The 21,595-nt window shown below is 57.1% G+C and carries 15 protein-coding genes; 13 read left to right on the top strand and 2 right to left on the bottom strand.

What is annotated here, in order from left to right; genetic code table 11:
- Positions 1-260: 260 nt before the first annotated feature.
- The gene (locus tag FNJ47_RS20580) at positions 261-2,402 is read right to left on the bottom strand and encodes a prolyl oligopeptidase family serine peptidase (protein WP_163156281.1); all 2,142 of its coding nucleotides are present in this window, start codon (positions 2,400-2,402) and stop codon (positions 261-263) included.
- Positions 2,403-3,029: 627 nt separating this feature from the next.
- Entirely contained in the window at positions 3,030-4,850 is a 1,821-nt protein-coding gene (locus FNJ47_RS20585) for an alpha,alpha-trehalose-phosphate synthase (UDP-forming) (protein WP_165445781.1), read from the bottom strand.
- A gap of 929 nt (positions 4,851-5,779) precedes the next feature.
- Between FNJ47_RS20585 and FNJ47_RS20590 the strand changes: the two genes are divergently transcribed.
- The 13 genes from FNJ47_RS20590 (at position 5,780) to FNJ47_RS20650 (ending at position 21,358) form a co-directional block, all read left to right on the top strand.
- Positions 5,780-6,256: an Lrp/AsnC family transcriptional regulator gene (locus FNJ47_RS20590; protein ID WP_163156283.1), complete on the top strand. Its 477-nt coding sequence runs from the start codon at positions 5,780-5,782 to the stop codon at positions 6,254-6,256.
- A 386-nt stretch (positions 6,257-6,642) separates the two neighbouring features.
- Positions 6,643-7,479, top strand: coding sequence for a Crp/Fnr family transcriptional regulator (locus tag FNJ47_RS20595; RefSeq protein WP_163156285.1), 837 nt, complete (start codon positions 6,643-6,645; stop codon positions 7,477-7,479).
- 144 nt (positions 7,480-7,623) lie between these two features.
- Complete coding sequence (locus FNJ47_RS20600) at positions 7,624-8,673, top strand: SIR2 family protein (RefSeq protein ID WP_163156287.1); 1,050 nt, start codon at positions 7,624-7,626, stop codon at positions 8,671-8,673.
- Positions 8,670-10,406, top strand: coding sequence for an ATP-binding protein (locus FNJ47_RS20605; RefSeq protein WP_163156289.1), 1,737 nt, complete (start codon positions 8,670-8,672; stop codon positions 10,404-10,406). Before FNJ47_RS20600 ends, FNJ47_RS20605 begins: the two co-directional genes overlap by 4 nt.
- A gap of 1,283 nt (positions 10,407-11,689) precedes the next feature.
- The gene (locus tag FNJ47_RS20610; RefSeq protein ID WP_163156291.1) at positions 11,690-11,929 is read left to right on the top strand and encodes a hypothetical protein; all 240 of its coding nucleotides are present in this window, start codon (positions 11,690-11,692) and stop codon (positions 11,927-11,929) included.
- A 25-nt stretch (positions 11,930-11,954) separates the two neighbouring features.
- Positions 11,955-12,902 carry a phosphoenolpyruvate mutase gene (gene aepX, locus FNJ47_RS20615; RefSeq protein WP_163156293.1) on the top strand — a complete coding sequence of 316 codons (948 nt, stop codon included), beginning with the start codon at positions 11,955-11,957 and terminating at the stop codon, positions 12,900-12,902.
- A 117-nt stretch (positions 12,903-13,019) separates the two neighbouring features.
- A complete protein-coding gene (locus tag FNJ47_RS20620; protein ID WP_163156295.1) occupies positions 13,020-13,811 on the top strand; it encodes a phosphocholine cytidylyltransferase family protein in 792 nt (263 codons plus the stop codon).
- A gap of 7 nt (positions 13,812-13,818) precedes the next feature.
- Positions 13,819-14,427 carry a CDP-alcohol phosphatidyltransferase family protein gene (locus FNJ47_RS20625; RefSeq protein ID WP_163156297.1) on the top strand — a complete coding sequence of 203 codons (609 nt, stop codon included), beginning with the start codon at positions 13,819-13,821 and terminating at the stop codon, positions 14,425-14,427.
- Between the two features lie 114 nt (positions 14,428-14,541).
- A complete protein-coding gene (locus FNJ47_RS20630) occupies positions 14,542-15,351 on the top strand; it encodes a class I SAM-dependent methyltransferase (protein WP_163156299.1) in 810 nt (269 codons plus the stop codon).
- Between the two features lie 287 nt (positions 15,352-15,638).
- Positions 15,639-16,751, top strand: coding sequence for an aminotransferase class I/II-fold pyridoxal phosphate-dependent enzyme (locus tag FNJ47_RS20635; protein ID WP_163156301.1), 1,113 nt, complete (start codon positions 15,639-15,641; stop codon positions 16,749-16,751).
- A gap of 35 nt (positions 16,752-16,786) precedes the next feature.
- A complete protein-coding gene (locus tag FNJ47_RS20640; RefSeq protein ID WP_163156303.1) occupies positions 16,787-17,734 on the top strand; it encodes an aminotransferase class IV in 948 nt (315 codons plus the stop codon).
- A 404-nt stretch (positions 17,735-18,138) separates the two neighbouring features.
- Positions 18,139-18,948: a class I SAM-dependent methyltransferase gene (locus FNJ47_RS20645; protein ID WP_163156305.1), complete on the top strand. Its 810-nt coding sequence runs from the start codon at positions 18,139-18,141 to the stop codon at positions 18,946-18,948.
- 838 nt (positions 18,949-19,786) lie between these two features.
- The gene (locus tag FNJ47_RS20650) at positions 19,787-21,358 is read left to right on the top strand and encodes a carbohydrate porin (RefSeq protein WP_163156307.1); all 1,572 of its coding nucleotides are present in this window, start codon (positions 19,787-19,789) and stop codon (positions 21,356-21,358) included.
- Positions 21,359-21,595: the final 237 nt, after the last annotated feature.

Raw genomic sequence — 21,595 nt, forward strand, 5'->3', positions numbered from 1 at the left:
CTCAGCAAAACGCCGACCCTTCATGGGCAGGCGCCTGGCCAGCCATATTGCATGACGAACTGGAAATTGCGGGCTTGCGTTCGAGCACCTCCAGCGTTGTCGGAATTCGTCCAGTCCCGTTAAACTCTGCAGCATCCGGTCCGTCGATTGGCTGGTTCTGTGTATCGCCCCGCATCTCGGCTCGATGATTCAGCCGGCGGGCGCGGTAACCAGGGATCGTGAATGATCTGGAGCCTGGTTCGATTGGCCCGTCCGCCGGTTTATTCAGAACAAAGCCGCCTCGATGCATAGGTGTATTCAAGCGCTAGTCGACGCGCCGTTTCGATGAGATTGGCCGCCGCGCTGTGCCCCCCATCGATGTTCTCGTAGTAGAAGTAAGGCTGGCCCAGGGCGGCGAGCTTTGCTGCAGCCTTGCGGCCGTGCGCGGGATGCACACGATCGTCCTTGGTGGAGGTCAGAATTAGAGGCGCGGGATATGGCTTGCCCAGCACTAGTTTCTGATAGGGCGAGTAGGCTTCGATCCACGCGCGCTGCTCGGGAAAATCGGGATCGCCGTATTCGCCGATCCAGGAGGCGCCGGCGCCCAATTTGGTGTATCGAAGCATGTCAAACAGCGGTACCTGAATGATCGCCGCGTTGAAGAGCTCGGGACGTTGGGTGATTGCGGTGCCAACGAGCAGCCCGCCCTGGCTGCCGCCAATGACGCCGAGCCGGCGCGGACTTGTGATCTTGCGGCGGATCAGGTCCTCGGCAACGGCGATGAAATCATCCCACGTCGTCTGCTTCGTTGCGCCTTGGGCCGCTTGATGCCATTGCGGGCCAAACTCGCCGCCCCCTCGCAGATTTGCAACGACATAGGCATTACCCTGTTCGAGCCAGAGCCGCCCCACAGGGCCTAGATAAGAGGGCAGAAGCGAAGCCTGGAACCCGCCATAGCCATAAAGAAGGGTCGGAATGGCGCCGTCAAACCTTGCGTTCTTCGGTAGCACCAAGGAATAGGGAATTGACGTGCCATCACGCGAAGTCGCTTCGAACTGCTCTACGACATGCTTGGACGCATCAAACGCAGTAGGTGTCGTCTTCAACTCCTCGAGTTTTTGAGTTTCGGCATCAAAATACCAGAGCGACGTTGGCGTGAGATAACTTGAGACGGCGAACATGGCCTGATCCGCCTCGTCGGAGGCGGCTGTCACTCCAACACTTGTATGTTCTGGTAGCGGGATTGGTGTCGCCGACCAAGCTCCCTGATTATACTTGTACACGAACGCTTTGCTTTGAATGTTATCCAAGATCGTCAAGATCAACAGGTTCTTTGTGAAGCTTAGCCCGCTCAGGGCCTGACGAGGCCCAGGCTTGAAGACAAGCGAGGCTTTGGCGCGCAGCGGATCCTGTTTCCATTCGGTCAGGTCATACGAAATCAGCGAACCGGCACTAAAGTTGACATCACCCGACGGCGTCCACTCCTCGTCAAGTTTCACAAGCAGGCGATGATTCACGAGGCCTACGATCTCCGCTTTCTTCGGCAGATTGAGTTTGACGAGCCCATCGGGGCGGAAGAGCACGCACTCATGCTCGAAAAACCCGATCGCTCGGATGACCCCGGTCGCATGAACATGACCTTCATTGTCTCGAAGCACCAAGGGCACCGCCCGAACATCGTTCGGCTCGCCACGAAAGACCTCGCGCGCCTCGCTGAGCGGCTGACCGCGTTTGAGCTCCTTGACCACAAAGGGGTAGCCGGCCTCCGTCAAGGAGCCCTCGCCCCAGTCGCCTGCAACAAGGAGCGTGTCCCGATCGACCCAGCTGACGCTTTGTTTGCCCTCTGGAAGATAAAAGCCGTCCGCAACGAAGCGCTTTGCCTCACGGTCGAACTCGCGTAGGAACGCGGCATCCTTGCCCCCGTCTGAAAGGCAGATCAGGCAAAGGCGCTCTTCAGGCGGAAGGCAGCTGGCGCCTTGAAAGATCCAGTTCTTGTTCTCGGCAACCGCCAAGGCGTCCACGTCGAGGATGGTTTCCCACCGTGGGTCCTGGCGACGATAGCTTTCAAGCGTGGTGCGCCGCCAGATGCCGCGCACATGATCCTCATCTTTCCAAAAATTCTCCAACCCGTGACGTCCCAGGGAGACATATGGAATTCGATCCTTGGCCTGCAAGATAGAGAGCGCCTGTTCGTAGAAGACCCGATAGCGGGGATCAGCCTGGAGTACCCCAAGCGTCTTCTCGTTCTCGGCACGGGCCCATGCCAATGCGCCCTGTCCTTCGATCTCCTCGAGCCAGAGGAATGGATCCTCAGTGACCGCCGCAGCCTTTCGCTCCTCTGAAAGTGAACGCTCCTGTGAAAGCGCAGCGGAGGTGAAGCAGGCAATCGAAAGCAGCGCTGCGGAGAGGGCTGACGTGTTCATGGACTTGCTCCGGCTGAGGTCGTGCGGCCACACGGGCCTGGCGCGTCAAGCAGAAGCTGCGGAAAGTACGCAACGCATGACATGGCTCGGCTCGCGCTATCTCGCGGACCGTCCACTGCAAGCTGCATGCCGACCAAAGCGCCGCAAGTTTCAGCCGCTTAGGGCTGCACGACGGTGTCCGCTTGTCGACATTGGTTGCCAAGCAGACAGGCGATGTCGGCAAGACCGAGTGTCAGACAGCACCGTCGGATCTTTTGCGGCCAAGTTCCGGAACAGAGGACCGCTCGCCGCCCGCCGTCGGAACGCTTACCTCCAAATGCGAGGTACAATCTTCCGAGCTATATCATCGGGCAGACTTGTCGACGCGCGTCAGCATGACATAGAGCAGTACGTTGATCAGCAGCCAGATCGCTATCAAGCTGAGGGCAGTGCGCGTGGCGATCTCCGTTTCGTGACTGTAAGGATCCGCTGAGACGTTCCATTCATCATGCGGGCCAGCGCGGGCCGAAGGCATCGCGCCAGCCGCCAGACCTGTATTGTGCCTCTCGCCTGCACCAGAAGCGCAATCCGCCGTGTGCTGTTCGCCCCGTCAGTCCTCCTCGGCATCGGACTGTTAGGCGAGCAGAACTAGGCGAAGCTGTCCGGTGCCGGCAGGACCCAGAGTCTGTTCTGCGTATGCATCAGTGGAGTCGCCAGCGCCTCACTGCTTGACTCAACATTTGCATAGGCAGCCTCCTTCAAGGCGGTATCCCTGGGGTCGACATCGTTGAAAGCAGTCAAAGCCGTGGCATAATTCTGGTACAGCGGCATTTGAGCTTCGTTGGTCCAGCCAAGACCGAGATGGTGGAACTGATCAGCTGGAACAGTGACGCGGCTTTTGTCCAGTTCGCTAACGTAGTCCGCCGCCCAGTCGTGGATGGTATAGGATTCAATCTTGTCCATCATCGAGCGCCAGCGGGTGACACGCTCTTCAAGCGGCATGTGACTCGCCTTCGAAATAGCGGCTGCGATCTCTTCAGGGTGGTTCGGATCCACCAGAAGTGCTTCGTTCTCGTTGAAGTCTTCAGCTGCGCCCGCAAACTTGGATAGGACCAGCACGCCGGGATCCTTCGGGTCTTGTGCCGCAACATATTCTTTCGCCACGAGATTCATGCCGTCGCGCAACGGGGTCACGACGCCGACATGGGCGGCGCGGTAAAGCCGCGCGAGTGCCGCCTGGCTGAACGAATCGTTCTTGTAGTGGATTGGCCTCCACCTGTCTGTGCCATGCTCGGCATTGACCCGGTTGATCGCGCTCTCCACGTCTTCTTTATACTTCTGATACTGCTCGACATCGGCGCGTGAGGACGGTGCGATCTGCAACAGCGAGATGCTGTGGGGTTCCGTCCTTAGAAGCTGATTGAACCCTTCGACCCGCTTGTCGATACCCTTCGTGTAATCGAGCCGGTCGACGCCGATCGCAAACTTGGATCCCTCGAAGTTTTGCAACAATGACGAGACTTTTTTTTGCTCTGCAGGAGAGAGATCTGCAGCGAGATAGTCTGCGAACTGCCTGGGATCGATCCCGATTGGGAACTTTTTCAGTCGCGTCTGACCGCGCTCCGTGGTGACGATGCCATCCCTGGTTTCCAGTCCGAAATGGGTTCGGAGGTACGCCGAGTAGTTGTTCATATCTCGGTTCGTCTGGAATCCGAGCAGGTCATACTTCAGCGTCGACTTCATCAGTTCGAGATGATTGGGCACGCGCTCGACCATATCGGGCGCGGGCCACGGCGTGTGAAGGAAAAAGCCGGCCGGCCGCTCGATGCCGAGCTCATTCAGTTGGGCTCCGAGCGGGAGCAAATGATAGTCATGCACCCAGAATACGTCCCGATCTCGGGCGTCGAAGACGGCACGCGCAATAAAGCCGTTGGTTCTCTGATAGCTGTCATAATCGTCTTCCGAGACCGACATCCGGTCCGGCAGGGAGTGCAATGCCGGCCACAGCGTCGAATTCGAAAATCCCCGATAGTAGCCAGGATGGTCAGCGGCCGGCAGATCGAGCCGGGAGACATAGCCTGTGCCGGTGGGCTCCAGTCGCAGGGGCCGCTCGGTCCCGTCGCCGCATTCCTCCGAAGACCCCACCCAAACCGCACCGCAACGTTCTACCACCGGCTCGAGGGCCGCGGCGAGGCCACCGGTCTGGGGTTTATTGGGGTCGAAGGGTGCAATGCGGTTAGAAATGACGACAAGCTTCAGATCAGATTGCTGGTTGACCACATCTGCCACCTCGTCCGAAGCAATAGAATGGGCAGAACCTGCACCGCCTGGTTCATCCAGCTCCGGCGGTATCTCGTCCAGTTGCTGGTCAAAGGCGGGCTGGTTTATGGTTTCATCTTGCTGGGCAGCGCCTGATGTACTGCCATAAGCCAAGGCTGCCATGTAGAGCGCATCATGAATTCGAACCATCTCAAAACTCCGTTTGACGATGTTTGCGTTTGATTCAGTCGCAGATCAGCCCCGAGAAATATCCCCACGACGCCAGGGTGGCAGGGCTAGCTTTCGGGAAGCTGACCGGTCGAGCCAAGTGGCCAGACTGCTTTATCCATCCAGGATTGGAGGCGAGGTCGTCGAAGGAGCTGCCGGATGTCGGATTTGGAGGCGAGACGACCTCAGTTTGCTCGGTTCAGTCCGATGCAAGCGACGCATTGCTGACGTGTCGAGACTCGATGGCCCTCGATGCAATGGAGAAGCCAGGAGCTACGGCCATTCATCTGGATAACGCCCGCATCTGTGGTATGCTCACCGCCCTATCGCGCGGATCTTGATTGCCGGCGTCCGCACGGAGCGAAGCGTCTCGAGATACGATATAGCCGGCCATCAATTCGCCGATTTGGCCCGCCCGCGGCGCGTCCATGCGCCCAAAATCGAAACCAGCTGCAGAAGCTTGTTCAAGCGATCGGCTTACAAACCCGGGCTCTCTCCCAGATGCGGACCTGCGCCAAGCGATAACTCGACGGATCCCACCACATGCTCTCGCACCCTTTTCGGCGAAGATTGCATCTGACTTCGTTGATTAGGTGTGCGGCGAGCATGGCGATCCGCGCACGCTCTGTGATCCAATTGCACGCATTCGGCGCGCTTGGTTGCGCCCCGGCTTCGCTTTGGTTCGTATCTTTGCGGAAAACGAAACCTAAACACCCAATAGACGGCGAGCAGCTCCCTGTCGAGCGGCTGATCCCGAGCAGCGCCCTCATCCTTGGTCGGAAGTTGCTATGTGACAGGACCCGTCAAACTTGGGCTTTGTCTCGGAAAATTTCCTCGTATTTTCCACCCGGAGGATTTCCTGCGCTGAGTGATCATCTCGCGGTGAAATTCATCTCAGGCTGGAGATTGTCATGCAATACGACCGGATAGATGCACGCATCCTCGAGATCGTGCAAAAGAATAACCGTTTGACTTCAGATGTGATCGGCGAGATGGCCGGCCTTTCGCCCACTGCTTGCCAACGACGATTAAAGAGACTCCGCTCGGAAGGCATCATCCAAGCCGATGTATCGGTTGTATCGCCGAGAGCCGTTGGGCGACCGATTCAAGTTCTTGCACTGGTGACCTTGGAGCGGGAAAGCGCCGATATCATCGACAGATTCAAAAAGGCTATCAAATCATCAATCGACGTCGTTAATGGCTTTTATGTCACGGGCGATGCCGACTTCGTCTTGTACATAACCGCCCGATCGATGGAGGAATACGAGGAGTTCACGCGCCGTTTCTTCTACGAAAATCGCGATATCAAGGGTTTCAAGAGCATGGTCATATTGGATCGCGTCAAAGTCGGATTCGCTGTTCCGGTCGAGCTTCTCCCAGACGATTGATTGCACCTGCGTGAACTTGCGCGCTATTGAGCGTTCAATCTACCGTTTCGCTCTCCGTTGCTTTGTTAGGACAACCAGGCTTCTTGAGAAACGACCATGATTTAGAAACGGCTCTAGTGGCCGCCCGATCATGCGGCAATGTTGTGGACCCAATCTATTTGCCGGCGAAAAGGTGCTCAAAGCAGGAATTGGCGCGCAGTTGAGTACGGAGCCGGCGCAAACGCATTCGTCGAAATTCGTCGAAGACGGGCTCCTCAACGCGGGAATCGGGCGCCGATGGGTTACTCGTCGCATCAATTCAAGATGGAGATGTTGCTATAGTCGCAATCACGTTCTCGTTACGGTCAGGCGGAGGCAAGCAAATGCCTACTGCCAGGAGAGGGACCATGACCGACCGCGCGCCCGCCGTCCTGGAAGTGCTTGAGTGCTCTGAAGATAGAGTTCTCAAGCAGCCGCCGGGCACACGACCCGAGCCTCAGCTTTCCCTTCCAGTACGTTCTGCGAAGCGGCCCTTTGTAAAGAACGTCATCCTGGCCCGTCTTTGCATGCGACAGCTTGCAGCAATCGGCGAGTGTCTCGAGCCGGTCGTCTTGAAAGAACGCATGATTCTGCAAGAGCCACGAAGGCCGGTCGAGCACGTCTACTTTATAGAGAGCGGCCTCGTCTCGCTGAGAGTCGTTGCCGCAGGCAGTATGCTCGAGACCGCAGTGATAAGTTACCGCGGCGTGGTCGGCACTTCATTTTTGTGGGGAGGACATCTTTCAACCCATCAATCCGTAGTCGTCTTCCCTGGAACCGCGCATAGACTTCGCGTCGAGGATTTGCGCCGTATCATGAAGGCGCATCCGGATATCAGAGACAATTTGTTTGACTACATCCAAGCGCTGACATTTCAGTGCGTTCAGACAGGCTTATGCGGGGTCCGGCACCATCGTGAGCAGCGCCTGGCCAGCTGGCTTTGCCTCGCCAGCGAAGCAATTGACGCTCGTGTGCTACCAGTCACCCACGATTACCTTTCTTCGGTGCTTGGACTGCGCCGCGCAGGGGTCACAGAAACGTTGACCCGTTTTGAGGAGCAAGGGCTGATTCGCAAGATGCGCGGCGTCTTGCAGGTCGATGAACCCAAAGCGCTCGAAGAAAAGGCATGCTGTTGCTATAAGCTCGTTTCGGCCGCCTATGCCGCCTCGTCAGTCCGCACTCTCAAAGAAGACCATGTGAGCTAACAACACGTGAAAGCCAGTTTGCATCTTCCGATGTGGCAGGCTGGCGTCAAACCCGAGCCCTTCAGCTACACCAAGCACGCTCTGCGCGCGCTGCAAGTTTCTCTTACGCTCAACGCGACCTCATCCGTGTGATTGCGAGCGGGCATGGCGGCGAAGAGCGAGTTAGATATCGCGCAGGAATTTGCGCAGCACGCGCTGAGTTTGACGCCGGTCATCATCCTTGGAAGCGGAGCCTCAGCAGCCCATGGTGTGCCTGGCATGGGTGCCTTGGCGGCGCATTTGTCCGAGGCCTCGCGTCCAGCCGACTGGACGGTTGGAGAGAATTGTGAATGGTCCTCGTTTCTTGGCGAGCTGAAAGCTGGCCGCGACCTTGAACGCGCACTCCAAGCAGTCCGCCCGACCGATCGCCAAACATTGTTCGTAGCGCGCCTCGCCCGAGACTTTCTACTGCCCTCCGATCTGGCTGTCCTCGCATTGGTACTGGCCAATCGGCACGCTCTGCCGCTCACCAGGCTCTATCGGCACCTGTTCGATAGTACACATACCACCATTCACGTTGTGACGCCCAACTACGACCGGTTGGCAGAATATGCAGCCGACGCGGCTGAGGTCAGCACGTTCACCGGTTTCAACTATGGCTACCTGCAAAGTCGGGCACGAGCTCCGAACACGCGCGTGACGGTCGACGGGCGGCCATCGCGCACAGTGGCGGTTTGGAAGGTCCATGGATCGCTCGATTGGTTCCAGGATGCAGCCAACCAGATTGTCGGCGTGAGAAGCGCACTTGCGATCCCAGCGAATTATGCGCCACTCATGATCACGCCTGGCATTGACAAATACCGATTAACCCATGGCGAGCCCTTCCGCACGATCCTCGGCTGTAGCGATAAAGCGCTGGATAGTGCCCGGTCCTATTTCTGTGTCGGCTACGGCTTCAATGACGAGCACGTCCAAACCAAGCTCATTGAACGCTGCGACCGTGATTCCGTGCCATTGGTCGTCGTGACAAAGGAATTGACTGCGAGCGCAAAGGCTTTCCTGGCCAGCGGACGGTGTCGGCGCTATCTGGCCATCGAAAGCGGCCCCGCCGGCTCACGTGCGTACATGCACCACTTCCCGACCGGCTTCGATGTCGATAAGCCCCTGTGGCGTCTCGATTGTTTTCTGGACCACATGATAGGAATCCGCCCATGAGCATCCTGGACTTTGCTGATCAAGAGGCGCTCGGGCGCGTTCAATCGGTCGACACTGCAACCGTGATCGTCCGGGTCGACGACATTGACTCGCTGCGTGCGCTCCAGGTTAATCGGCTGGTGGCACTGCAAAGCAGTTTGGCCGGTCACAAGCTGATCGGCGTCATCCACAAGATTACACGCACGGCGCTCGAGCAGGCGAAAGTGGCTGACCTGGAGCGCGCGGAGGAGGCCCTCCCCGAAGTAAACCTGGTCCGCATTGCCTTGATTGGGACGCTGATCGATCGAGACGGGCTCCACTCCAACGTATTCCGACGTACCCTTGAAACCGTTCCGGAAATCGATGCATGCTGCTTTGCACTCGAGGGAGAACGGCTCACCCGATTTATGGGCGTTATTTCCGAGGTGACCGCCGGATCCCAGCGTCTGTCGCTTGGTTGCTACACGCTTGATCCCAATGCTGAAGCCTATGTGAACGGCAATAGGTTATTTCAGCGCCACGCGCTTGTCGTTGGTAGCACCGGGTCCGGCAAATCCTGGACAACTGCCCGTCTTCTTGAACAAGTGGCCGAGCTTACGAGTGCAAACGCCATCGTGTTCGATATGCATGGCGAGTACCGATCTATGGCCGGCAACGGCTTCGTGCATCTTCGTGTCGCCGGCCCAGCTGATATCGAGGCCGGCAAAGGCTTATCGGACGGTGTACTGCATCTGCCTTATTGGCTCATGAGCTACGAAGCACTTATTTCGATGTTCGTTGATCGCACCGACGTGACCGCGCCCAACCAAGCCATGCTGATGTCGCGGGCCATCGTCGATGCGAAAACCGCTTTTCTGACGGCAGGGGGGCACAAGGATGTGCTCGCCAATTTCACGATCGACAGCCCCGTCCCATTCGCACTCGATCATGTCCTTGCGGAGCTTAACCGGCTGAACACTGAAATGGTGCCGGGAGCGCGGACCGAGAAGCAAGGTGACTTTCATGGCAAGCTCAGCCGCCTAATCCAGCGCTTCGAGGGCAAGCGCACCGATCGTCGGCTTGGGTTTCTTTTCCCGTCTGCAGGCGTTGCGGACAGCTATGGCTGGCTGGAGGAAGTTGTGACCCTGCTACTGGGCAGCAGCGCGGCCAAGGACGGCCATGGCGGTGTAAAGGTCGTAGACTTCTCAGAAGTGCCATCGGACATTCTGCCGCTCATCGTTGGAATGGTGGGGCGCATGGTCTTTCACGTGCAGCAGTGGAGCGCACAGGGCGCCCGTCATCCCGTGGCCCTCTTTTGCGACGAGGCGCATCTCTACATCCCCCAGGATGCGAGCTCCGGAGCTGCTGAGAATGCGATCGCGATATTTGAGCGTATTGCCAAGGAAGGCCGCAAATATGGCGTCGGCCTGGTCGTGATCAGTCAGCGGCCGGCCGAGGTGAACCGCACAGTCGTCAGCCAGTGCAACAATCTGATCGCAATGCGGCTTACCAATGGTGACGATCAGACGGTGGTCCGCCGCCTGCTTCCCGACAGTCTGGGCGGGTTTGGCGACCTGCTTCCAGTCCTGGATACCGGCGAGGCTCTTGTGGTGGGTGATGCGATTTTGTTGCCGACGCGGATCCGCATTGCCAAGCCGCGCAACGAACCGCTCAGCGGCACGATAGAATTCTGGGACCGGTGGGCAGATGCGAAGGCAGCGGCTGCTCTCGACAAGGCCGTCGAGAGCTGGCGACGCCAGACGCTGATGACCTGATGCAACCAACGGGAGCAATGACTGCTGCTCGGCGGTTGGCCACTCCAATCTCGGCTTCAATCTTGTCCTGCGCGGCCGTCTGGCTGTTAGGTGTATTCGAGGCCAGCTGACGGACAAATCGTCAGATTTGCTTCGGCAGTCTCTCGCGCATCGATACTCTCGTAAATTGAAGAAGGGCCTGACCCAGGCGAGCACAACGGTGGGCCTTGCTGCCGCGCCCTGGATAAGTCGGCAAGCGAATTGAGCTTCATCGGGCCACGGAGACGGCCACATACTCGTGCTCGAAGGAGCTAAGGAGTCGGACCCATGCTGGCGCATGCATATGGCCTATTGCACCTGAGGGCTCGACATCGGCGCACATTAGCGTCTGGGCGCATGCCCAACCAACACTCGACCTTTCCGATCGGACCAACGGAATGCGTTGTCAACCGTACTGCAGCCATCATATCCCCTGGGCGCCTTTGGAGCTATCAGGCATTCGTGACTAATGCGGCGCACATCAGCTCGGTTTCAATCGGCTCGTTCTGGATCGTGGCAGCTTAACGCCCATGTGGGCGCCAAGCCCCACAAAAGCCGCCCCGCCTAGCAGGTAAGCCGTTGGAGTCCTGGCTAGCGGCGCCGCCCTGCTTGGCGCGGCAATGCGGCTCTTGGCAGCAGATCACGCCGGCCAAAATAGCATCATCGGCCAAGGCGACCATTCAGCTTTCGCCTCTTTGGCTGCGCTCCTAGTCCGTTGGTTCATCGCAGACTCTGCCATTTCGCCAGAATTGGTAGGAGAACGTCGTTCGCCATCGGAGTATTCCTTTAGCGATCAGGCGCGCGGATCGAGCCGGCTCCCATTTGGAGAAAAAGAGCTCCGATGTGATTTCGTCCTCGCTCTCACTCCGCAACCCAAGTGACCGGACAATTCGGCAACCTATTCGCGATGCGCGTTGGTGTACCGCCTCTTTGGCTTTCACGTATGTCTAAACTGTCGTTTGGTGAGAGGACATGATGGCGTCGCCCTTCTGGTTCCCTTCACGCAAGTCGACCGCACGGACCGTCTATCTAGGTAGGAATCGGGTCGGTAATTGGGTTGCCTGCGAGCAACGGGGCGTGTTTGGTGGCTTGTTCGTTAGCCGCGCGCAAGCTCTGAAGTATGCACTCTTCAAGAACGGTGGCCATTCAGACCGTATTATCGAGGTGACGCGGGAAATTGAACTCTACATTGGTACCGATCGATGAGCGACGGAGCTCATTCTTGTAAGACGATATTGCTGCGGCCATAGGCCGGGTTTGGCCCGATGGAGGCATTGTTGCAGGTCGCGCCGGGGAATATGTCCGCAACGCCCAAGCCAGGCACAACGGCTTCGCACGACGGTTTGGTCTGGAACACCTCCGTTCCTCGGGAGGCAATGCTCGGCATCGCCAGCGATTCCGTTCAACCCCTTGAGGCTGGCGCTCACCTCCGGCGTGTCACCTACCAGTTTCAGCAATTGATCGAGATCATCCACGTATGCCACTTCTGGAGCGATCAACGTTGACCGGCTCAGCCCTCCGGGAGTTTGTATGCAAGAAAACTCAGATTCTCTCCTGGCCGGCAGCCGTCATCGACCACTCGCTCTCTCTCCTGCTGATGCCTTGCGCAGAGAAGTCTGTTCCAGCGACAGTCTCTCCTTCCTTATGGAGGCGCATGACGGCCTGTCGGCCGCAATCGCCGAGCGTGCGGGCTTCAAAGGCTTATGGGCTTCTGGCCTCTCCATTGCCTGCTCCTTCGGCTATCGCGACGCCAATGAAGCATCATGGCGTGAGCTTGTTGATGCCGTTGAGCGCATTGTAGACTCGAGCCGCCTGCCTGTGCTGGTCGATGGCGACGGAGGGTTCGGCAACTTCAACAATGCGCGACTGCTCGCACGCAAGCTTCGAGAGCGCGGTGCTGCCGGCGTTGCACTGGAAGACAGTTGTTTTCCGAAAATGAACTCATTTGTTGGCAACCATCACCCCCTCGCTGATATAGACGAGTTCTGTGGTCGGTTGCGCGCTGTCAAGGACACGATCGGGAAGGACCTCGTGGTCGTCGCCCGCATTGAAGCTTTGATCGCTGGACACGGAATGCACGAGGCCATCTCACGCGCTCACGCATATACGGAAGCCGGCGCTGACGCCATCCTTATCCATTCCCGAAGCAGTTCGGCGGACGACGTTCTCTCGTTCGCACGCGTTTGGCAAGACAAGTCGCCGGTCGTGATCGTTCCAACGAAATACTATCGGACTCCGACTAGCGCGTATCGCGGAGCCCGTATCTCAACTGTCATCTGGGCCAATCATTCGATGCGGGCGGCGGTCGCAGCGATGCGCCAGGTGTGCGATCGCCTCTTCGCTGAGGAGAATGCGACAACAATTGAGCCGGATATCGCAACGCTCGAAGAGGTTTTTGACATGTTCGACTACGATGAACTCGCCAGAGCTGAAGCGCAATACCTTCATCCCGTCACGCTCCAGCAAGCTCGTTCATAGCCATGTTCGGGAGCTTAGACCACCAGTGGCTGGCTGCCCCACTCCAATCTCCGGCTATACGTCGTATGCCGTTCGCACGCATCAACCGCTAATCTCGTCAATGGCTGCAGCAGTCAAATGACAGCGGAGGGCCCCAAAAGAGCAGTCATTCTTGCTGCCGGCGTCGGCTCTCGCCTGAGGCCGCTGACGGATATGCGACCGAAGCCCCTGGTCGAAGTCAATGGCACGTCAATTCTCCACAACGCTCTTGGAGCTCTGGAAGCCGTCGGCGTCGAAGAGGTCACTCTCGTGGTCGGCTACCGCAAGGATGCGATTCAATACGCGTGCGGTCGTCGCTTTAACATGGTCGCGATCAAGTACGTGGAATCATTGGCGTACGATCATACGGGTAGCGCCTATTCACTTTGGCTCGCCCGCGACGCGCTGCTTTCCGGCGATTGCTTTGTCCTTGAAGGCGATGTGTTCTTCGAGGAGGATGCGCTGCGTCATCTGCTGCACAATGCGGCGACCGACGTAGCAGCAATCGCTCCTTTCGACGCCTCTATGGAAGGATCGGCGGTGGTGTTGACGGATTGTGGCCTCATCTCGGAGTTTCGCATGAGGCAAACCGGAGCAAACCTAACCTCTAACGGACCCCGGCTTTTCAAAACGATGAACCTGTTGCGCCTTTCAGCGTCGACGCTCAAGGCCACGATTGTTCCAGCGCTGGACGAGATCATAGGATCGGGAGTAACCCAGGCCTACACTGAGCAGCTTCTTTCGTACCTGGTTGAATTCCGCGGCCTGCAGCTCGCCCCGGCGCGTTGCGACCATGTTAGGTGGTACGAAATCGACACCCCTGAAGATCTACAGGTCGCAGAGCAGCTTTTCAGAGGAATTCAAGGCCGCGGCCTCCCTCGCGAAAGGTGACGATTCGATGCTCAAGTACCTCTGGGATCCAGCCAACGCCATAACGACTGGCGGCCTCGTCTTTTCGTCCGTCAGTCTTTTTCTTGCCGTATCCAATCGCCTTGAACTGTCGATAGCAGCAGCCCTTTGGGCTGTCCTGTCCGACCATCTCGACGGAATCGTGGCCACGCGCACGAAACATCGCCACCCAGATGTTGCCAAGATGGGAAAGAGTCTGGACGGGTTTGCTGATATCATCTACGGCGCCGTCTTGCCCGCGGTCATCGTCATCCAGCTCAGCAGTGCCTCCGTCTTTGCTCTGGTAACTGCGACCGCGCTGCTCGCAGCAGGAGCAATTAGGCTCAGCTACTTTGCCAATTTCGGCCGCTCAGGTAACGGGGATTTCTTAGGACTACCGCTATCATACGACATTCCTGTTATGGCGGTCATTTTCCTTGCCCGACCTACAGTTTCCGACGAGCTAATCGTACACTTCACGCTCGGCACGTTCATACTCCTTGCAGGACTACACGTCGCGCCGATCCGCGTCTTGGCGCCAAATGTGACCATGTACCTCGCGATCTCAATATTCGCCGTCGTCGCCTCATCCGTTCTGACATTGCGGGGTCTAAGCTAAACAAGTCCGGCGCGGAAGGTATAAGTACGGAGCTCTGGATCGGCGCATTCCTCCGAGACTTAGCTGGCAGAGACAGGAGCCGACGCCGGTTTGGCCAACCGAAAGGAGAGCGGAATGTTGGCAAGCAGTATCTTTGAAGGAGCCGCTTTTTACTATGCCCGCTACCAACCTGAGTATCCGCAAGCACTCTTCAGGTCGCTTCGCGAACACCTTGTTCTAACGCCTGAAAGCCGGGTCCTTGATCTTGGATGTGGCACTGGACAGATCGGCCTTGGACTTGCTCCAGGCATTGCACATGTGGACTGTGTCGATCCAAATCGCGCCATGCTGGACGAGGCCGAGCGGCTTTCCTCGGAACGAGGCCTGCGCAACATTTCGCTGGTCGAAAGCAGCGCCGAGGAGATCGGTCCGGGTTTGGCCGGCTACCAAGGCGCCACGATCGCGGGTGCCTTTCACTGGATGGATCGCTCGGTCGTTTTGGAGAAACTTGATCGTAGTCTGCTATCTTCCGGTAAGGTTGCAATCATCACAAGAGTTCGCGACGAGGCCACACCGAATGATTGGTGGAACAGAATTTGGGACTTCGTGCGTATCTGGTGGGGAGGCTATTTTCCAGCCGGACCTTCTGACAAGCGACGGGAATTGCCTATGGACAACGAAGCTGTTCTGCGCCGATCAGCATTTGCGAACATCACAAGAAGCAACATCCCCTATGTCATATCATGGACTGCTGAGAAACTCGTCCAGTATATGTACTCTACATCGAAGGCCTGCCCCGGTGTACTAACCCAGAGAAGAGACGAATTCGATAAGCAACTTCGCTCTTTACTTCATCAATTGTCGCCTGCTGGTACCTTCATCGAAAGGTGCCATTTAGATGTCCTGTTTGCCGGCCGCGAGCAAAAGGCGGAATACATTGGATAGTGTTCTTCAAGCAATCGGCAAGCAATTTGTGGGAGAGCTCCGCGTATGAAGATTGCCCTGAACTTGTCAACGCGCCGGAGGTACACGCCATGAGTGCGATCTGTTCTTTTGGACGGCAGCTTGTGATGACTGGTGATCCGGGGCCGCAGAACGACGTCCTTGCAGCACCTCTTATTGACTTTCATCTCCATACCTTTGCCCATAAAGCTCGCCGCTGCACGTGGGTCCGGCCGGCGTCATCGAGCGAGCCCAAGTGATGCGGTATCCGGCGTACGAGGAGAAGCCAAGTGTCTGATAGCACGACGGCGCCGATTGATATGACGCGGACATGGGCTCCGCACGTGCCGGCTTTCCGGGAACATGTCGAAAGAAGTCTCACTGCGGTGGCGGCAGCACCGGATCTTGCGAGCACAATACAACGCCATCGCTTCCACGGGAGTGCGCGTGACAAACAGGCTGCAGCCAATTGGTTGGGATGCCGGCTTGGCGCGGTTCCCAATCCTGCTCGCTTATTGATGACAGGGGGCACTCAGAACACGCTGATGGTGCTGTTCTCCCGTCTCGGTCCCCGAGGGACTGCAATTGCCGCGGAAAAGCTGACCTATGCGGCGATCGGGCAACTCGCAATGCTGGGCCGGATTGGCGTTGTCCCTATTGACATAGATGAAGAGGGCATGCGGGACGATTCTCTTGAGTCAGTGTGCAAAGCTCATAAGCTGACGGCAGTTTACATCAACCCGACAGGTCACAATCCTACCACTTCAATGATGTCGATTAAGCGGAGACAGAGGCTTGCTCGAGTAGCGCGCAAGTACGCACTCCCGATTATCGAAGATGACGTGCATGGCCTTATAACCAAGAACGCGCCGCCTCCGATTGCTTCGGTCGCGCCCGATCTCACCTGGTACCTGATGAGCGCCTCAAAGTGCTTGGGCATCGGATTGAGGACTGCGTATCTTATCGCTCCGTCCGAAGATAAGCTTGCCGATCTTCTTCGACCGATACCAAGTGTCTCGAGTTGGTTTGTACCGGGGTTGTCCGCGGCGATTATCACGAACTTGATTGAAAGCGGTGCTGCAAGTCACATTTCCGAACAGATATCCCGCGAGATCGCGGCCAGGCAAGACATTGCTCGGGAGATACTTGGGCCTCTGGCTGTGATGCGAACGAACGATTCATCGTTGCATGTGTGGATTGATTTGCCACCCCGCTGGACGGCGGAGCCATTCGTCCAAGCGGCTCGCACTAAGGGCGTAGGCCTGAGACATCCGCGCGTGTTTGCGACGCCGGGCATCGAAGTCGAGCACAACATCAGAGTCTCGTTAGTCGCTCCAGAAACCCATGAGGATCTTCGGCGTGGACTGACTATTCTTGCGGCCCTACTGCTCGACCGGGCTTAACCTCTCGGTCAGACTCAGAATAGGTGTAAACACAAATGTTGGCGCCGGAATTTGCGTATCTCAACGGCCGAATTATCCCATGGGACGACGCCAAGGTGCATGTATTCTCGCCCGTGGCGAAATATGGCATTGGTGTCTTTGAAGGAATACGCGGCTATTGGAACGAACACGTCCAACAATTGTACCTCTTTCGCGTCGCAGAGCACCTCGAGCGATATGCCTTCTCGCAAAAAGCAATGAGGTTCGACCGAGCGGTGTCCAGCAATGCCCTGATCGATTCGATCATTCATCTCTGCCGGGCGAATGCATTCCGCACGACGGTGCATATTCGGCTGATGGCCTTTATTGACGGCGCGGGCGAGTTGGCGGCAAAAGGACCCGTAGGGACTGCAATTACGGCGCTGCCCCGTAAGACCACACGGCAATCCATCGAAGGCGCTGCTGCTCATATTAGTTCTTGGATGCGCATACCTGATAACGTGATGCCCGCGCGCATCAAATGCAATGCAAATTATCACAATGCACGATTGGCTATGATGCAGGCTCAACTCGACGGCTACGACGTGGCTTTTCTCCTCAATTCAAGGGGAAAACTGGCGGAGGCGCCGGCAATGTGCGTTTTTATGGTTCGCGATGGTCAACTGATCACGCCAAGCGGAACCAACGACATACTGGAATCGATCACGCGCCAGACAGTCATTCAGCTGGGACGCGAGTATCTCGGCGTAGATACCATTGAGCGCGATGTTGATCGGACGGAACTTATCCTCGCGCAGGAGGTGTTCTACTGCGGCACCGGTGCTGAAATCACGCCGGTGACTTCGGTCGACCGCATGGTGGTAGGATGTGGACAACCTGGGCCGATCACACGGCAGCTCATCGATATCTACCGGGCGATCGCCACTGGAAACAATACCGCACATGAGCGATGGCGAACTCCTGTCTTCTGCAATACCGATTATGCACAGGACGGGTCGTCCTGACTATCAAGCGTCCTCATTGAGCCCAGGACTGCCACAATGCCGATCCCAAGTCCTCAATGCGACGCAGAACTAGTTATCGTCACTAACATCCCATAAGAACCGGCTGCCATCGCGGGCGACGTTAGCGGCATCTTAGCGCGCCAACCGCGAACGGCACAGGTGCTCCTGCTCTTGACCTACTGATATTTGTAGTCCGCGTCTTGAGCGCCGCTTGATAGGATAGAAGGCGTGGATCGCGAATTGATATTCGTCCCACTCGAGAGACCTTTCAATCTTCGCGGGTCGAACACGCGGGAACCCTCCCGCGATCACATGGATTCGGGGCTACTCTCCGGTTTCGGCCTTCCATCCGCGTGAGGGCACGCAGGGCGATCGTTTGTCAAATTCTCCGCTTGAGGATTGTTATGAATGAACGGGTGACATGGCAGCTCTATACCGGCGCCGCTTTGGACTACGATGAGTATAGGCCTGGGTATCCTCGCGCGGTCTTTGATGTCCTCACGGACTATCATTCGACACTTGCGCCACTGCGGTCGGCCGCAGACATTGGCGCGGGAACGGGAATTTTCAGCAGACAGCTAATGGCGTCAGTCCCGAGCATTGAGCGCCTGACCTGCATCGAACCAAACGGTGATATGGCTGCCGTTGCCAAGGAACGATCGGCCGCGTTCCGAGGCCTGGAGGTCCTTGCGGGGTTTGCTGAAATGCTGCCGCTCGCAGATCGTTCATGTGAACTTGTGGCGGCAGCAACAGCGGCCAACTGGTTCGATCGGCCGGTATTTTACCAAGAGGCAGCACGGGTGCTGAAGCCTTACGGAACATTGCTTCTCCTACAGAACAAGCACCGCCACGAGGAAAGCAGATTTCTCGACGATTTCGCTAGCCTTCAAGAGCGCCACATTCCTGGATTTCGACGAGACCACTACTCTGACTTCCGGGGCGGTTATACGAAAGCTGATTTCGAGGGGGAACTCCGTTCGCGGCACGATTTGGTGGCTGTGGACCGTTACAAGCTCGAATGGAAACAGACGATAACTGCTCGGCAATTTCGCGGGTACTGTGATTCAGGACACATAAGGACTGCGATCGCTAGGTCTGGTGCCGCAACCATCGCCAAGGAGCTTGACGCCCTGCTGGACCGGCACCAGGACGCGTCAGGCTATGTCACTATTGACTGGCTCACCGATGTCGTTTTGAGCAGAGCCTCACCTTAGGAAAGAGCCCTGTGAAGCGATCACTTCCCTTATCGGATTGGCACACAGGCCGGCATGTCGAGTGAACCGCAATAGCTCGCGCGATCCGTGTAGATGCCGCCTCGCCCGGACCTCTCAATCGTGACCAAAGCTCCTGCTACTATCGGCCGGAATGGGCTGCGTTTGGCTCGATACTGTCTAGATCGTGAGCGGAGAGCGCGTCGCAATCGCGTCCCTTGCCTCCGTCCAGCTGACAGTCGAGCCGGCTATTAGCTGCCAGCGACTAATTTCTTCAACGCAGGATCGCCAACATGCGAACAACAGGCGCTCTCAAGAGCAGTCCGAAGCCCAGGAACGACCATAGTCAGGCAACTCAGAGAACCTTCTTTACGCGGAATCCGGAAGCCATGTTCTCGGCTCGAGTGAGATGGAGACCGGACCGCGCCCGAAACTGTTCGATTGCTTAGCGACCGTTCCAATGCTCTTGGCCGTATCTGACACTGAGCGGACGCCCGAATGCAGGCCGATGAAAGTTGATCATTGCAGTAAAGTCATAACGCACCCGAGCATTTGCACGGTCGAGTGATGGCTCATCATAGGGGCGACGATTCTGGCCCTGATAGCCTTCAAATCCGACGCTCTTCCACTCGACTTCAATCAGAGTTGCTTCCGTCGATATTGGCCTGCAGGCCTTGCGCCTGATCTCGCTCCGCACCGCGCAACAGCACCTTGAACCCCGTTGGTTCATCGCATCTTGCAGGTGATCACATCGAATTATCCGATGGATGTCATCCTCCAGTTGCGCACGCGAGGCCAAAGAAAGCGCATTCAGGGCTTCTAACCATGTCTGAGGGATTCTATGCGCATTGATCTGAACAGTAACACTTCCGGCGGCATTCACGATGTACAAAATCGGCAGACCGGCGCGCTGCGCCAAACTTTAGGACCAGCGTTCGGCTTTCGACGCATGAGAAAGGCGGAGCTGGCGACTGCATGCGTGCTGGCAGCCAGCCTTGCCAGCGGAGAAGCGCTGGCGCAAGCTAGCAACACGCCCACTCAGAAAAGCGGCGCCGCGAGCGAGATCACAAAGAGAAAAGCCAAACGCACGAAGACCCAATCTGACCGTGAGATCAATCAAGACCGAGCAATGCGTGTTGGTGCTCGCCCTGCACCGGTTGCTCCCCAGATTGATCAATTCGCTAAGCTCGACACCCTTCGCATCAAGGGATTGGAGGTCAACCTACCCGGCCCAGCCGATACTTTGATCCAGGACAAGGGAGGCATAAGATCCGCGTTGGCCGAGATCGGGATCGGCTTCATTGCTTGGACACAGAATACCTATGTGAACAATCTTCTGCCGAACGCCGCAAAGAGCACCATCGCCAACCAGCAATATAGTGGTCAAAATCCGACGTTCTACACGCTCAACTACATGATGGTGACCTACGATCTCAGCCGATATGGGATCCCCGACGGCCAAATCATTGTTGGAGCCGAACAGCAATCATGGACATGGCAGCCGGGCGGTCCGGACCGATTGGGAATCGATACGATCGCCTACTACCAAACCTTCCTGGATCGGAGGCTCGAGCTCAAAGTTGGCTACCTCATGAACTCATACGAGCTGGCGGGAACGGTCGTCGGAGGAAATCCAGGGGCGAATGTCTTCGGCCCGTCCTCGAATGTCCTATATCAAGGCGGCATGAACTTCGCGCCCGCGCCGACACCAACTCTGAACGTGACCTACCATTTTGATGATCGGCTGTATAACAAACTATCCGTCCAACGCTCTACCAGCCCGGATGGGGTATTCGCGCACATAAGTGCGAATCCAACCGGGCTAGACTGGAGCACCGCGAACGCTGGCCTTCTATTGCTTGACGAGAGCGGCTATCGTAATAGCGCCGCTCCCGGTTTACTTGATACGTGGTTACGGGCCGGCGTCGGTTTCAACAACAGCCATTACGTACGCTTGGCCAATCCAACCCAGCCGAGAACTGGCGATAATAGCCTCTATTACGTCGCGGCGGACCGGCAGTTCTGGCAGAGCAATGTCCATGATGCGGCATCGCGCGGCATCTATGGTGGCTTCTCCGTCATGGGCGCTCCGCCCGACCTCAATAAAGTCAGCCAATATTATGAGGTTCGACTTTACGCAAAGGGCCTTTTCGACAGCCGGCCCAGTGATCAAATTTCGCTTGTTGCAACCGACACAGTCTGGAGCGACTTGGCAGTTGACGCGGCGGCCGCCAAGGGCAATCTCGTTCATCGCGACGCGAAAGCCATTTCGGGGACGTACACCGCACATCTTGGTCCGGGAATATACGCAAGTTTGGGGCTGACCTATATCGATCACCCGACAAGCATCACGTACACGCCCCAAATCGGCCACGCGCTCAATTTTTCAGCCTCTACATCGATATTCTTTTGACGGAGTGGCTCGCGCCAGACGTCAACGATCAGGAAGGCAACAAGCGATCTCGTAGAGGCCCGGCAAGATGAGAGCTTGCCGATAGAAAGACGATGTGCAGACGTGTACTTATACCAATCCTCAAATTGATCGACCGATGTAGGCCCAATCGCGGAGCGCGATTGACATGATCTGCCACGGCTGATCGATGAGAGTGTTCCAAGCGTAACAGCAGTGATCGACGATGTTGTCATAGGA

The sequence above is a fragment of the Bradyrhizobium uaiense genome, assembly GCF_010811875.1.
Lineage (GTDB): Bacteria > Pseudomonadota > Alphaproteobacteria > Rhizobiales > Xanthobacteraceae > Bradyrhizobium > Bradyrhizobium uaiense.